Annotated in this window: 11 protein-coding genes; 9 read left to right on the forward strand and 2 right to left on the reverse strand. The window is 51.0% G+C overall.

All coding sequences use genetic code 11. The annotated features are described in order from the left end of the window. Nucleotides 1-277 precede the first annotated feature (277 nt). The 8 genes from secE (at nt 278) to rpoC (ending at nt 12,375) form a co-directional block, all read left to right on the forward strand. On the forward strand, nt 278-661 hold the full coding sequence (gene secE / locus FDX24_RS18690) for a preprotein translocase subunit SecE (RefSeq protein WP_003033128.1): 384 nt from the start codon (nt 278-280) through the stop codon (nt 659-661). Nucleotide 662: 1 nt separating this feature from the next. Then, a complete protein-coding gene (gene nusG / locus FDX24_RS18695) occupies nt 663-1,208 on the forward strand; it encodes a transcription termination/antitermination protein NusG (protein WP_003033125.1) in 546 nt (181 codons plus the stop codon). A 155-nt stretch (nt 1,209-1,363) separates the two neighbouring features. After that, complete coding sequence (gene rplK / locus FDX24_RS18700) at nt 1,364-1,792, forward strand: 50S ribosomal protein L11 (RefSeq protein WP_003033122.1); 429 nt, start codon at nt 1,364-1,366, stop codon at nt 1,790-1,792. Between the two features lie 3 nt (nt 1,793-1,795). Further along, entirely contained in the window at nt 1,796-2,503 is a 708-nt protein-coding gene (gene rplA / locus FDX24_RS18705) for a 50S ribosomal protein L1 (RefSeq protein ID WP_005132897.1), read from the forward strand. A gap of 293 nt (nt 2,504-2,796) precedes the next feature. Next, on the forward strand, nt 2,797-3,294 hold the full coding sequence (rplJ, locus tag FDX24_RS18710) for a 50S ribosomal protein L10 (RefSeq protein ID WP_005132895.1): 498 nt from the start codon (nt 2,797-2,799) through the stop codon (nt 3,292-3,294). A 66-nt stretch (nt 3,295-3,360) separates the two neighbouring features. Continuing rightward, complete coding sequence (gene rplL, locus FDX24_RS18715; protein ID WP_000028882.1) at nt 3,361-3,726, forward strand: 50S ribosomal protein L7/L12; 366 nt, start codon at nt 3,361-3,363, stop codon at nt 3,724-3,726. A gap of 320 nt (nt 3,727-4,046) precedes the next feature. Then, a complete protein-coding gene (rpoB, locus tag FDX24_RS18720; protein ID WP_137364752.1) occupies nt 4,047-8,075 on the forward strand; it encodes a DNA-directed RNA polymerase subunit beta in 4,029 nt (1,342 codons plus the stop codon). 76 nt (nt 8,076-8,151) lie between these two features. Further along, on the forward strand, nt 8,152-12,375 hold the full coding sequence (gene rpoC / locus FDX24_RS18725) for a DNA-directed RNA polymerase subunit beta' (protein WP_003033107.1): 4,224 nt from the start codon (nt 8,152-8,154) through the stop codon (nt 12,373-12,375). Between the two features lie 116 nt (nt 12,376-12,491). On the opposite strand, the gene FDX24_RS18730 is transcribed toward rpoC, so the two are convergent. Then, nucleotides 12,492-12,809, reverse strand: a complete 318-nt coding sequence (locus FDX24_RS18730; RefSeq protein WP_043018018.1) for a PTS lactose/cellobiose transporter subunit IIA — start codon at nt 12,807-12,809, stop codon at nt 12,492-12,494. A 4-nt stretch (nt 12,810-12,813) separates the two neighbouring features. Next, nucleotides 12,814-13,119, reverse strand: coding sequence for a PTS sugar transporter subunit IIB (locus tag FDX24_RS18735; protein ID WP_048214121.1), 306 nt, complete (start codon nt 13,117-13,119; stop codon nt 12,814-12,816). Nucleotides 13,120-14,212: 1,093 nt separating this feature from the next. On the opposite strand from FDX24_RS18735, the gene cspA reads away from it, so the two are divergent. Next, a complete protein-coding gene (gene cspA / locus FDX24_RS18740; protein ID WP_048214120.1) occupies nt 14,213-14,425 on the forward strand; it encodes an RNA chaperone/antiterminator CspA in 213 nt (70 codons plus the stop codon). Nucleotides 14,426-14,430: the final 5 nt, after the last annotated feature.

The raw sequence follows: 14,430 nt of genomic DNA on the forward strand, positions 1-14,430 counted from the left end.
GCGGCCGTACTGTAGGTGCGGGCGTTGTTGCCAAAGTAATGAGCTAATTGCCGAATAACATTTGACGCAATGCGCAATAAAAGGGCATCATTTGATGCCCTTTTTGCACGCTTTCACACCAGAACCTGGCTCATCAGTGATTTTTTTTGTCATAATCATTGCTGAGACAGGCTCTGAAGAGGGCGTTTAGTCCGAAACGCACCAGAGCATTTCGGTTTGGATCGCCTCGCTTACGCGGGGTGAAAATGTTTGTAGAATACTTCTGACAGGTTGGTTTATGAGTGCGAATACCGAAGCTCAAGGAAGCGGGCGCGGCCTGGAAGCGATGAAGTGGGTTGTTGTCGCTGTATTGCTGCTTGTAGCTATCGTTGGCAACTACCTCTATCGTGACATGATGCTGCCGCTGCGTGCGCTGGCCGTAGTGATTCTGATTGCCGCAGCGGGTGGTGTCGCGCTGTTGACAACAAAAGGTAAAGCGACCGTTGCTTTTGCCCGTGAAGCGAGAACCGAAGTCCGTAAGGTCATTTGGCCAACTCGCCAGGAAACGCTGCACACCACGCTGATCGTTGCTGCGGTCACTGCGGTAATGTCACTGATCCTGTGGGGACTGGATGGTATTCTGGTTCGCCTGGTATCCTTTATCACTGGCCTGAGGTTCTAAGATGTCTGAAGCCCCTAAAAAGCGCTGGTACGTCGTTCAGGCGTTTTCCGGTTTTGAAGGCCGCGTAGCCACATCGCTGCGCGAATATATCAAGTTACAAAATATGGAAGAGCTGTTTGGCGAAGTCATGGTGCCGACCGAAGAAGTGGTCGAAATCCGTGGCGGCCAGCGTCGCAAGAGCGAACGTAAATTCTTCCCGGGCTATGTACTGGTCCAGATGGTGATGAATGATGCAAGCTGGCACCTGGTGCGCAGTGTGCCGCGTGTGATGGGCTTTATCGGCGGTACATCTGACCGTCCGGCGCCGATCAGCGACAAAGAAGTTGATGCGATCATGAACCGTCTGCAGCAGGTTGGCGATAAGCCGCGTCCGAAAACGATGTTTGAACCAGGTGAAATGGTTCGCGTTAGCGACGGTCCGTTTGCTGACTTTAACGGCGTCGTTGAAGAAGTGGACTACGAGAAGTCTCGTCTGAAAGTTTCCGTATCTATCTTCGGTCGTGCGACTCCGGTTGAACTGGACTTCGCTCAGGTTGAAAAAGCCTAATACGCCGATCAAAAAAGCGACGATTTAATCGTTGCACAAGGCGCGAGATTGGAATACAATTTCGCGCCTTTTGTTTTTATGGATCCTATCCGTAAAACGAATTTAATCACGGGGAGCCTCCTTGAGGCGCTATAACCCAATCAGAGGAATTTAGAATGGCTAAGAAAGTCCAAGCCTATGTCAAGCTGCAGGTTGCAGCTGGTATGGCTAACCCGAGTCCGCCGGTAGGTCCAGCACTGGGTCAACAAGGCGTGAACATCATGGAATTCTGCAAAGCGTTCAACGCTAAGACTGATTCCATGGAAAAAGGTCTGCCGATCCCGGTTGTTATCACCGTTTACGCTGACCGTTCTTTCACTTTCGTTACCAAAACGCCTCCGGCAGCAGTTCTGCTGAAGAAAGCTGCTGGTATCAAGTCTGGTTCCGGCAAGCCGAACAAAGACAAAGTGGGTAAAATTTCCCGCGCTCAGCTGCAGGAAATCGCGCAGACCAAAGCTGCCGACATGACTGGTTCCGACATTGAAGCGATGACTCGCTCCATTGAAGGTACTGCACGTTCCATGGGCCTGGTAGTGGAGGACTAAGAAATGGCTAAACTGACCAAGCGCATGTCCGTGATCCGTGACAAAGTTGATGCTACTAAGCAGTACGACATCAACGAAGCTATCGCTCTGCTGAAAGAGCTGGCCACTGCTAAATTCGTAGAAAGCGTGGACGTTGCTGTTAACCTCGGCATCGACGCTCGTAAATCTGACCAGAACGTACGTGGTGCAACTGTACTGCCGCACGGTACTGGCCGTTCCGTTCGCGTAGCCGTATTTACCCAGGGCGCAAACGCTGAAGCTGCTAAAGCTGCAGGCGCTGAGCTGGTAGGTATGGAAGATCTGGCTGACCAGATCAAGAAAGGCGAAATGAACTTTGACGTTGTTATTGCTTCCCCGGATGCAATGCGCGTTGTTGGCCAGCTGGGTCAGGTTCTGGGTCCGCGCGGCCTGATGCCAAACCCGAAGGTTGGTACTGTAACCCCTAACGTTGCTGAAGCTGTTAAGAACGCTAAAGCGGGTCAGGTTCGTTACCGTAACGACAAAAACGGCATCATCCACACCACCATCGGTAAAGTGGATTTTGACGCTGACAAACTGAAAGAAAACCTGGAAGCTCTGCTGGTTGCGCTGAAAAAAGCAAAACCGACTCAGGCAAAAGGCGTGTACATCAAGAAAGTTAGCATCTCCACCACCATGGGTGCTGGTGTTGCCGTTGATCAGTCCGGTCTGACTGCGACTGTGGCGAACTAATATTCGCCTTTACGTGGGCGGTGATTTTGTCTACAATCTTACCCCCACGTTTGCTAACAATAGTTAGCGGCTAAAAGATTTGTTCGTTGGAGCCTGGCCTATCCAGGCCTCCGTCGAAGACCGCAGGTGTTTCGTCAGAAACTTAATGCCCTGCGTAGACGGTGACAGAACGCTAAGATTATTTCTGATACTCTGGCTTGTTTCTGCTCACCGTATTTAGACGCTCTCTCCGTTGGGGAGAGTGAAGTGAGTTCCGGAACATGAGTTCCGGCAAACATCCAGGAGCAAAGCTAATGGCTTTAAATCTTCAAGACAAACAAGCGATTGTTGCTGAAGTCAGCGAAGTAGCCAAAGGCGCGCTGTCTGCAGTAGTTGCGGATTCCCGTGGCGTAACTGTAGATAAAATGACTGAACTGCGTAAAGCAGGTCGTGAAGCTGGCGTATACATGCGTGTTGTTCGTAACACCCTGCTGCGCCGCGTCGTTGAAGGTACTCAGTTCGAGTGCCTGAAAGACACGTTTGTTGGTCCGACCCTGATTGCATACTCTATGGAACACCCGGGCGCTGCTGCTCGTCTGTTCAAAGAGTTCGCGAAAGCGAATGCAAAATTTGAGGTCAAAGCCGCAGCCTTTGAAGGTGAGTTGATCACGGCATCGAACATCGATCGCCTGGCAACCCTGCCGACCTACGAAGAAGCAATTGCACGCCTGATGGCAACCATGAAAGAAGCTTCGGCTGGCAAACTGGTTCGTACTCTGGCTGCTGTACGCGATGCGAAAGAAGCTGCTTAATCGCAGTTATCTTTCTCAAGCATCTGCTTACGTATAAACTTATTCTGATTTTCAGGAACAATTTAAATGTCTATCACTAAAGATCAAATCATTGAAGCAGTATCCGCTATGTCCGTAATGGACGTTGTAGAACTGATTTCTGCAATGGAAGAAAAATTCGGTGTTTCTGCTGCTGCTGCTGTAGCTGTAGCTGCGGGCCCGGCTGAAGCTGCTGAAGAAAAAACTGAATTCGACGTAATTCTGAAAGCTGCTGGCGCTAACAAAGTTGCTGTTATCAAAGCAGTACGTGGCGCAACTGGCCTGGGTCTGAAAGAAGCTAAAGACCTGGTAGAATCTGCACCGGCTGCGCTGAAAGAAGGCGTGAGCAAAGACGACGCAGAAGCACTGAAAAAATCTCTGGAAGAAGCTGGCGCTGAAGTTGAAGTTAAATAAGCCAACTTTTCTGGTTGCAGCCTAAGAAATTAGGCTGATGGCTGGTGACTTTTTAGTCACCAGCCTTTTTGCGCTGTAAGGCGCCAGTAGCATTTCACACTGTTTGACTACTGCTGTGCCTTTCAATGCTTGTTTCTATCGACGCCTTAATATACTGCGACAGAGCGTCAGTTCTGTGTAAATCGCAATGAAATGGTTTAAGCGTGATAGCAACAGGCATTGCGGAAAGTATTCGATTTTCCGGTCAACAAAATAGTGTTGCACAAACTGTCCCTTCGTCGGACAGATGGGTCGACTTGTCAGCGAGCTGAGGAACCCTAATGGTTTACTCCTATACCGAGAAAAAACGTATTCGTAAGGATTTTGGTAAACGTCCACAAGTACTGGACATACCTTATCTCCTTTCTATCCAGCTTGACTCGTTTCAGAAGTTCATCGAGCAAGATCCTGAAGGGCAGTATGGTCTGGAAGCAGCTTTCCGTTCCGTTTTCCCGATTCAGAGCTACAGCGGTAATTCCGAGCTGCAATACGTCAGCTACCGCCTTGGCGAACCGGTGTTTGACGTTCAGGAATGTCAGATCCGTGGCGTGACCTATTCCGCACCGCTGCGCGTAAAACTACGTCTGGTGATCTACGAGCGCGAAGCGCCGGAAGGCACCGTAAAAGACATTAAAGAACAAGAAGTCTACATGGGCGAAATTCCGCTCATGACTGACAACGGTACCTTTGTTATCAACGGTACTGAGCGTGTTATCGTTTCTCAGCTGCACCGTAGTCCTGGCGTCTTCTTTGACTCCGACAAAGGTAAAACCCACTCTTCGGGTAAAGTGCTGTATAACGCGCGCATCATTCCTTACCGTGGATCCTGGCTGGACTTCGAATTCGATCCGAAGGACAACCTGTTCGTACGTATTGACCGTCGCCGTAAACTGCCTGCGACCATTATCCTGCGTGCGCTGAACTACACCACTGAGCAGATCCTTGACCTGTTCTTTGAGAAAGTTGTTTTCGAAATTCGTGACAACAAGCTGCAGATGGAACTGGTGCCGGAACGCCTGCGTGGTGAAACCGCCTCCTTTGACATCGAAGCTAACGGCAAAGTGTACGTCGAAAAAGGCCGTCGCATCACTGCGCGCCACATTCGCCAACTGGAAAAAGACGATATCAAACATATCGAAGTTCCGGTTGAATACATTGCTGGTAAAGTTGCGGCTAAAGACTACGTTGACGAATCTACTGGCGAGTTGATCTGCGCAGCTAACATGGAGCTGAGCCTGGATCTGCTGGCTAAGCTGAGCCAGTCTGGCCACAAACGTATCGAAACGCTGTTCACTAACGATCTGGACCACGGTCCGTACATTTCTGAAACTGTACGCGTCGACCCAACCAACGATCGTCTGAGCGCACTGGTAGAAATCTACCGCATGATGCGCCCTGGTGAGCCGCCGACTCGTGAAGCTGCTGAAAGCCTGTTCGAGAACCTGTTCTTCTCCGAAGACCGCTATGACCTGTCCGCGGTCGGTCGTATGAAGTTCAACCGTTCTCTGCTGCGCGACGAAATCGAAGGTTCCGGTATCCTGAGCAAAGACGACATCATCGAAGTGATGAAGAAGCTCATCGATATCCGTAACGGTAAAGGCGAAGTCGATGATATCGACCACCTCGGCAACCGTCGTATCCGTTCCGTAGGCGAAATGGCGGAAAACCAATTCCGCGTTGGCCTGGTACGTGTTGAGCGTGCGGTGAAAGAGCGTCTGTCTCTGGGCGATCTGGATACCCTGATGCCTCAGGATATGATCAACGCCAAGCCGATTTCTGCAGCAGTGAAAGAGTTCTTTGGTTCCAGCCAGCTGTCTCAGTTTATGGACCAGAACAACCCGCTGTCTGAGATTACGCACAAACGTCGTATCTCTGCACTCGGCCCAGGCGGTCTGACCCGTGAACGCGCAGGCTTCGAAGTTCGAGACGTACACCCGACTCACTACGGTCGCGTATGTCCAATCGAAACGCCTGAAGGTCCGAACATCGGTCTGATCAACTCCCTGTCCGTGTATGCACAGACTAACGAATACGGCTTCCTCGAGACGCCGTACCGTAAAGTGACCGACGGTGTTGTAACTGACGAAATTCATTACCTGTCTGCTATCGAAGAAGGCAACTACGTTATCGCTCAGGCGAACTCCAACCTGGATGACGAAGGGCACTTTGTAGAAGATCTGGTTACCTGCCGTAGCAAAGGCGAATCCAGCTTGTTCAGCCGTGATCAGGTTGACTACATGGACGTATCCACCCAGCAGGTGGTATCCGTCGGTGCGTCCCTGATCCCGTTCCTGGAACACGATGACGCCAACCGTGCATTGATGGGTGCGAACATGCAACGTCAGGCGGTTCCGACTCTGCGCGCTGATAAGCCGCTGGTTGGTACCGGTATGGAACGTGCTGTTGCCGTTGACTCCGGTGTTACTGCAGTTGCTAAACGTGGCGGTACTGTTCAGTACGTGGATGCTTCCCGTATCGTTATCAAAGTTAACGAAGACGAGATGTACCCGGGCGAAGCAGGTATCGACATTTATAACCTGACCAAATACACCCGTTCTAACCAGAACACCTGTATCAACCAGATGCCTTGCGTATCTCTGGGCGAGCCGGTTGAACGTGGTGATGTGCTGGCAGACGGTCCGTCCACCGACCTCGGTGAACTGGCGCTGGGCCAGAACATGCGCGTGGCATTCATGCCATGGAATGGTTACAACTTCGAAGACTCCATCCTCGTATCCGAGCGTGTTGTCCAGGAAGACCGTTTCACCACCATCCACATTCAGGAACTGGCATGCGTGTCCCGTGACACCAAGCTGGGGCCAGAAGAGATCACCGCTGACATCCCGAACGTGGGTGAAGCTGCGCTCTCCAAACTGGATGAATCCGGTATCGTTTATATCGGTGCGGAAGTGACCGGTGGCGACATTCTGGTTGGTAAGGTAACGCCGAAAGGTGAAACCCAACTGACGCCAGAAGAGAAGCTGCTGCGTGCGATCTTCGGTGAGAAAGCGTCTGACGTTAAAGACTCTTCTCTGCGCGTGCCAAACGGTGTTTCCGGTACGATTATCGACGTTCAGGTCTTTACTCGCGATGGCATAGAAAAAGACAAACGTGCGCTGGAAATCGAAGAGATGCAGCTGAAGCAGGCGAAAAAAGACCTGTCTGAAGAACTGCAGATCCTCGAAGCTGGCCTGTTCAGCCGTATCTACGCTGTGCTGGTTTCCGGTGGTGTTGAAGCTGAGAAGCTCGACAAACTGCCACGCGACCGCTGGTTAGAACTCGGCCTGACCGACGAAGAAAAACAGAATCAGCTGGAACAACTGGCTGAGCAGTACGACGAACTGAAACACGAATTCGAGAAAAAACTCGAAGCGAAACGCCGTAAAATCACTCAGGGCGACGATCTGGCACCGGGCGTGCTGAAGATTGTTAAGGTTTATCTGGCGGTTAAACGTCGGATCCAGCCTGGTGATAAGATGGCAGGTCGTCACGGTAACAAGGGTGTAATCTCTAAGATCAACCCGATCGAAGATATGCCACACGATGCTAACGGTACGCCGGTAGATATCGTACTGAACCCGCTGGGCGTACCATCGCGTATGAACATCGGTCAGATCCTTGAAACCCACCTGGGTATGGCTGCAAAAGGTATTGGCGATAAGATCAACGCCATGCTGAAACAGCAGCAGGAAGTCGCGAAACTGCGCGAATTCATCCAGCGTGCTTACGATCTGGGTTCAGATGTTCGTCAGAAAGTTGACCTGAATACCTTCAGTGATGAAGAAGTTCTGCGTCTGGCTGAAAACCTGAAAAAAGGTATGCCGATCGCAACGCCGGTATTCGACGGTGCGAAAGAGTCTGAAATCAAGGAACTGTTACAGCTGGGTGGCCTGCCGACTTCCGGTCAGATCACACTGTTCGACGGTCGTACCGGTGAGCAGTTCGAGCGCCAGGTTACCGTTGGCTACATGTACATGCTGAAACTGAACCACCTGGTTGATGACAAGATGCATGCGCGTTCTACCGGTTCTTACAGCCTGGTTACTCAGCAGCCGCTGGGTGGTAAGGCGCAGTTCGGTGGTCAGCGCTTCGGGGAGATGGAAGTGTGGGCGCTTGAAGCATACGGCGCGGCATACACCCTGCAGGAAATGCTCACCGTTAAGTCTGATGACGTGAACGGTCGTACTAAGATGTATAAAAACATCGTGGACGGCAACCATCAGATGGAACCAGGCATGCCGGAATCCTTCAACGTATTGTTGAAAGAGATTCGTTCGCTGGGTATCAACATCGAGCTGGAAGACGAGTAACTCTCGATCAAACAGGTCACTGGTGCTGGCGTAACAGCCAGCGCCAGATTGTGCTAACTCCGACGGGAGCAAATCCGTGAAAGATTTATTAAAGTTTCTGAAAGCGCAGACTAAAACCGAAGAGTTTGATGCGATCAAAATTGCTCTGGCCTCGCCAGACATGATCCGTTCATGGTCTTTCGGTGAAGTTAAGAAGCCGGAAACCATCAACTACCGTACGTTCAAACCTGAACGTGACGGCCTTTTCTGCGCCCGTATCTTTGGGCCGGTAAAAGACTACGAGTGCCTGTGCGGTAAGTACAAGCGCCTGAAACACCGTGGTGTGATCTGTGAGAAGTGCGGCGTTGAAGTGACCCAGACCAAAGTACGCCGTGAGCGTATGGGCCACATCGAGCTGGCGTCTCCGACCGCTCACATCTGGTTCCTGAAATCTCTGCCGTCCCGTATCGGTTTGCTGCTCGATATGCCGCTGCGTGATATCGAACGTGTACTGTACTTCGAATCTTATGTGGTTATCGAAGGCGGTATGACTAACCTGGAACGTCAACAGATCCTGACTGAAGAGCAGTATCTGGACGCGCTGGAAGAGTTCGGTGACGAATTTGACGCGAAGATGGGTGCGGAAGCTATTCAGGCCCTGCTGAAGAGCATGGATCTGGAGCAAGAGTGTGAAACTCTGCGCGAAGAGCTGAACGAAACTAACTCCGAAACCAAGCGTAAGAAGCTGACCAAGCGTATCAAACTGCTGGAAGCCTTCGTACAGTCTGGCAACAAGCCAGAGTGGATGATCCTGACCGTTCTGCCGGTTCTGCCGCCAGATCTGCGTCCGCTGGTTCCGCTGGATGGTGGTCGTTTCGCAACGTCGGATCTGAACGATCTGTATCGTCGCGTTATCAACCGTAACAACCGTCTGAAGCGTCTGCTGGATCTGGCTGCGCCGGACATCATCGTACGCAACGAAAAACGTATGCTGCAGGAAGCGGTTGACGCCCTGCTGGATAACGGTCGTCGCGGTCGTGCGATCACCGGTTCTAACAAACGTCCTCTGAAATCTTTGGCTGACATGATCAAAGGTAAACAGGGTCGTTTCCGTCAGAACCTGCTCGGTAAGCGTGTTGACTACTCCGGTCGTTCTGTAATCACCGTAGGTCCATACCTGCGTCTGCATCAGTGCGGTCTGCCGAAGAAAATGGCACTGGAACTGTTCAAACCGTTCATTTACGGCAAGCTGGAACTGCGTGGCCTGGCCACCACCATCAAAGCCGCTAAGAAAATGGTTGAGCGTGAAGAAGCTGTCGTTTGGGATATCCTGGACGAAGTTATCCGCGAACACCCGGTACTGCTGAACCGTGCACCAACACTGCACCGTCTGGGTATCCAGGCATTTGAACCGGTACTGATCGAAGGTAAAGCTATCCAGCTGCACCCGCTGGTTTGTGCGGCATATAACGCCGACTTCGATGGTGACCAGATGGCTGTCCACGTACCGCTGACGCTGGAAGCCCAGCTCGAAGCGCGTGCGCTGATGATGTCTACTAACAACATCCTGTCTCCGGCGAACGGCGAACCTATCATCGTTCCGTCTCAGGACGTTGTATTGGGTCTGTACTACATGACCCGTGACTGTGTTAACGCCAAAGGCGAAGGCATGGTGCTGACTGGCCCGAAAGAAGCTGAGCGTATCTATCGCGCAGGTCTGGCCTCTCTGCATGCGCGCGTTAAAGTGCGTATCACTGAATATGAAAAAGATGAAAACGGCGAATTCGTTGCGCACACCAGCCTGAAAGACACGACCGTAGGTCGCGCCATTCTGTGGATGATCGTACCGAAAGGTCTGCCTTTCTCCATCGTCAACCAGGCGCTGGGCAAGAAAGCAATCTCCAAAATGCTGAACACCTGTTACCGCATTCTGGGCCTGAAGCCGACCGTTATCTTCGCTGACCAGACAATGTATACCGGCTTTGCTTATGCAGCGCGTTCCGGTGCATCTGTTGGTATTGATGACATGGTCATCCCGGAGAAGAAACACGAGATCATCTCTGAAGCAGAAGCTGAAGTTGCTGAGATCCAGGAGCAGTTCCAGTCTGGTCTGGTAACCGCGGGCGAACGCTATAACAAAGTTATCGATATCTGGGCTGCGGCGAACGATCGTGTATCCAAAGCGATGATGGATAACCTGCAAACCGAAACCGTTATTAACCGTGACGGCGTAGAAGAGCAGCAGGTTTCCTTCAACAGCATCTACATGATGGCCGACTCCGGTGCGCGTGGTTCTGCAGCACAGATTCGTCAGCTGGCCGGTATGCGTGGTCTGATGGCGAAGCCAGATGGCTCCATCATCGAAACGCCAATCACCGCGAACTTCCGTGAAGGTCTGAACGTACTCCAGTACTTCATCTCTACTCACGGTGCGCGTAAAGGTCTGGCGGATACCGCACTGAAAACAGCGAACTCCGGTTATCTGACTCGTCGTCTGGTCGACGTTGCGCAGGACCTGGTTGTTACTGAAGACGATTGCGGCACTCTGGAAGGCATCACCATGACCCCGGTTATCGAGGGTGGTGACGTTAAAGAGCCGCTGCGCGATCGCGTTCTGGGTCGTGTAACTGCTGAAGACGTTCTGAAGCCGGGTACGGCGGATATTCTGGTTCCACGCAACACGCTGCTGCACGAACAGTGGTGTGATCTGCTGGAAGAGAACTCCGTTGACTCCGTCAAAGTACGTTCCGTCGTATCTTGTGACACCGACTTTGGTGTATGTGCGCACTGCTACGGTCGTGACCTGGCGCGTGGCCACATCATCAACAAAGGTGAAGCAATCGGCGTTATCGCGGCACAGTCCATCGGTGAACCGGGTACACAGCTGACGATGCGTACGTTCCACATCGGTGGTGCGGCATCTCGTGCGGCTGCTGAATCCAGCATCCAGGTGAAAAACAAAGGTAGCATCCGTCTGAGCAATGCGAAGTCGGTTGTGAACTCCAGCGGCAAACTGGTTATCACCTCACGTAACACCGAACTGAAACTGATCGACGAATTCGGCCGTACCAAAGAAAGCTATAAAGTGCCTTACGGCTCCGTTATGGCGAAAGGTGATGGCGAACAGGTTGCTGGCGGCGAAACCGTAGCAAACTGGGATCCGCACACCATGCCGGTTATCACCGAAGTGAGTGGTTTTGTCCGCTTCACTGACATGATCGACGGCCAGACCATTACTCGTCAGACCGACGAGCTGACCGGTCTGTCTTCTCTGGTGGTTCTGGATTCTGCAGAGCGTACTGCGGGCGGTAAAGACCTGCGTCCGGCACTGAAAATTGTTGATGCTCAGGGCAACGACGTTCTGATCCCAGGCACCGATATGCCTGCTCAGTACTTCCTGCCGGGTAAAGCGATTGTTCAGCTGGAAGATGGCGTACAGATCAGTTCTGGTGACACCCTGGCGCGTGTTCCGCAGGAATCCGGCGGTACCAAGGATATCACCGGTGGTCTGCCGCGCGTTGCGGACCTGTTCGAAGCACGTCGTCCGAAAGAGCCGGCAATCCTGGCTGAAATCAGCGGCATCATTTCCTTCGGTAAAGAAACCAAAGGGAAACGTCGTCTGGTTATCACCCCGGTAGACGGTAGCGAACCGTACGAAGAGATGATTCCGAAATGGCGTCAGCTCAACGTGTTCGAAGGTGAACGTGTAGAACGTGGTGACGTGGTTTCCGACGGTCCGGAAGCGCCGCATGACATCCTGCGTCTGCGTGGTGTGCATGCTGTAACTCGTTACATCGTTAACGAAGTTCAGGACGTATACCGTCTGCAGGGCGTTAAGATTAACGATAAACACATCGAAGTTATCGTTCGTCAGATGCTGCGTAAAGCCACCATCGAAAGCGCTGGTAGCTCCGACTTCCTGGAAGGCGAGCAGGTTGAATACTCCCGCGTCAAGATCGCTAACCGAGAGCTGGAAGCGAACGGCAAAGTGGGTGCAACGTTCTCCCGCGATCTGCTGGGTATCACCAAAGCGTCTCTGGCAACCGAGTCCTTCATCTCTGCAGCATCGTTCCAGGAAACCACGCGTGTCCTGACCGAAGCCGCTGTTGCAGGTAAACGTGATGAACTGCGCGGTCTGAAAGAGAACGTAATCGTGGGTCGTCTGATCCCGGCAGGTACCGGTTACGCGTACCACCAGGATCGTATGCGCCGTCGCGCAGCGGGCGAACTGCCAGCTGCTCCGCAGGTGACTGCTGAAGATGCGTCTGCCAGCCTGGCAGAACTGCTGAACGCAGGCCTGGGCGGTTCTGACAACGATTAATCGTTGCTGACCATAATAAAAAACCCGCTTCGGCGGGTTTTTTTATGTCTGTGTTTATGCCTGATGGCGCTGTGCTTATCAGGCCTACGAGGCGACGAAGCTATCCGGCAATGTCATTAATTTACCGGCGGTAAGCGCCGATAAAGTTCAATCATGTCGCCCGCCAGATCCTGAATCACCATCGCGTTCATCAGATGGTCCTGCGAATGGACGGTGATGAGATTAACCGGAAGCTTGCCGGTACCTTCGTCAATTCCGATCAGCTGGGTCTGAATTTTATGCGCTTGTTTAACGTACTCGCGTGATTCCGTCATCGCTTGTTCTGCACCGGGGAAATCCCCTTTACGCGCCAGTTGTAGCGCTGTCAGGGCCTGGCTGCGGGCAGCACCCGCATTAACGAGTAATTCCATGATGATTGTTTCTAACTCTTCCATGCCATTACTCCAGCAGTTTCAGCGCTTTATCCAGTACGGCATCACCTTTCATCATGCCGTAATCCATCATATCGATCACCGCGACCTTTTTACCTAACGGGTCAGCAAGCGCCTGCAGCTTGGCCTGCTCATACTTAACCTGTGGACCGAGTAAAACAATATCTGCAGTGGCAATATTCTCTGCAAACTCAGCCACCGGGACCGCTTTGATAGTGACGTCGACGCCTTTTTTCTGGGCGGCATCTTTCATCCTTTGCACCAGCATGCTGGTGGACATTCCGGCGGCACAGCATAAAACGATGTTTTTCATAAGCAGTCTCGATCAACATGTGTGGGTTGATAATTATCGCGAGCCAGCTGTAGCAACAACTGCTTTGCAACGATTGTGTGCAAGGCATCACAAAGAAAATCACTTTTTCTGAAACCGGTTACAAAAAGAGGCAAAACCCGATGATCTGCACCAGGGCCGGCGGCTTTTTGACTCGCTTATCACATGCTGGAATATATAATTACTGTCAATAAAGACATGTTATAAAAAACAGTATTGACAGCGTTTTTTAAACCCGTATGTTAATACTTAACAGCGGAGAAATTGTCATTTGCTGTTAACGTAGTAAGTGTTAGTAGAGCTCGATTGGGGTTTGCGATAAAGGCCACGGAGTATTTTTTGTATGGGATAGTCGATGCTGAAAACGCTATTTTTTCACTTCGACAATGCTTTCAGGCCACGTAGTTGATATATCTAATCGCAAAAAATCAGTAAAACGAGACGATGTAACGCCATGATTTAATAGTAATTATTCGTGATTTCTGCTTTTTTGGTTATCACGAGGAAAATAAGGCAACGCATCAAAGAGTATATGTCGCGAGGGGAAGTGTACTTGTTTAGGTCACCAGCCTTGAGTTCTATTATCAAGCGGGTGGAATGTGTTTAACGGTAAATAGAGGAAAGCTTTAGTTAGTATCAATATCCAATATTATCTGTAGTAAACGTGTACATTTTAAAGTAGTACCATCAGCAGTATTAAATCGTTAAGTTTATTAATGTTAAATTTGAAGTGTGTAGTAACGTAAAGCCCTGACTGCAATAGTCGGGGCTTTTGTTCATTGTAGATCAAGCTGTTATCCAGGATGCTTAGCCGCGTTGGTTCAACATTGCATCACTCAGTGAGTATTAAAAAAATTAATTCTTGCTTAATGATTAGAAGTAGGTCTACTATAGCGGCATCGGTTTGGAACACAGACCTTATGCAAGCAGTTTTAGTAAAGCAGTTCTCAGTTCAAGCGTTATCCTCAGATACTCTTCTTCATGAGCCTCCTCCCTAAGTGCCCCATAAGTTAATTTCTGCAAAACAGGCCATCTTCGCTGCATAAGCGGCTCAAAAACATGAAAGGAAGTATCTATGTCTAACAAAATGACTGGTTTAGTAAAATGGTTTAACCCTGAGAAAGGCTTTGGCTTTATCACCCCTCAGGACGGTAGCAAGGATGTGTTTGTGCATTTCTCCGCTATCCAGAGCAACGATTTTAAAACCTTAGACGAAGGTCAAAAAGTGGAGTTCTCTGTTGAGAACGGCGCTAAAGGTCCGTCTGCTGTTAACGTTATCGCGCTGTAATCGCC

The organism is Citrobacter sp. wls716 (genome assembly GCF_005280975.1).
GTDB classification, from domain to species: domain Bacteria; phylum Pseudomonadota; class Gammaproteobacteria; order Enterobacterales; family Enterobacteriaceae; genus Citrobacter; species Citrobacter youngae.

Coding starts and splice junctions, on each gene's coding strand:
- rpoB (WP_137364752.1), top strand. CDS start 4,047: ATGGTTTACTCCTATACCGAGAAAAAACGTATTCGTAAGGATTTTGGT.
- secE (WP_003033128.1), top strand. CDS start 278: ATGAGTGCGAATACCGAAGCTCAAGGAAGCGGGCGCGGCCTGGAAGCG.
- FDX24_RS18735 (WP_048214121.1), bottom strand. CDS start 13,119: ATGAAAAACATCGTTTTATGCTGTGCCGCCGGAATGTCCACCAGCATG.
- cspA (WP_048214120.1), top strand. CDS start 14,213: ATGTCTAACAAAATGACTGGTTTAGTAAAATGGTTTAACCCTGAGAAA.
- rplA (WP_005132897.1), top strand. CDS start 1,796: ATGGCTAAACTGACCAAGCGCATGTCCGTGATCCGTGACAAAGTTGAT.
- rplL (WP_000028882.1), top strand. CDS start 3,361: ATGTCTATCACTAAAGATCAAATCATTGAAGCAGTATCCGCTATGTCC.
- rplJ (WP_005132895.1), top strand. CDS start 2,797: ATGGCTTTAAATCTTCAAGACAAACAAGCGATTGTTGCTGAAGTCAGC.
- nusG (WP_003033125.1), top strand. CDS start 663: ATGTCTGAAGCCCCTAAAAAGCGCTGGTACGTCGTTCAGGCGTTTTCC.
- rplK (WP_003033122.1), top strand. CDS start 1,364: ATGGCTAAGAAAGTCCAAGCCTATGTCAAGCTGCAGGTTGCAGCTGGT.
- FDX24_RS18730 (WP_043018018.1), bottom strand. CDS start 12,809: ATGGAAGAGTTAGAAACAATCATCATGGAATTACTCGTTAATGCGGGT.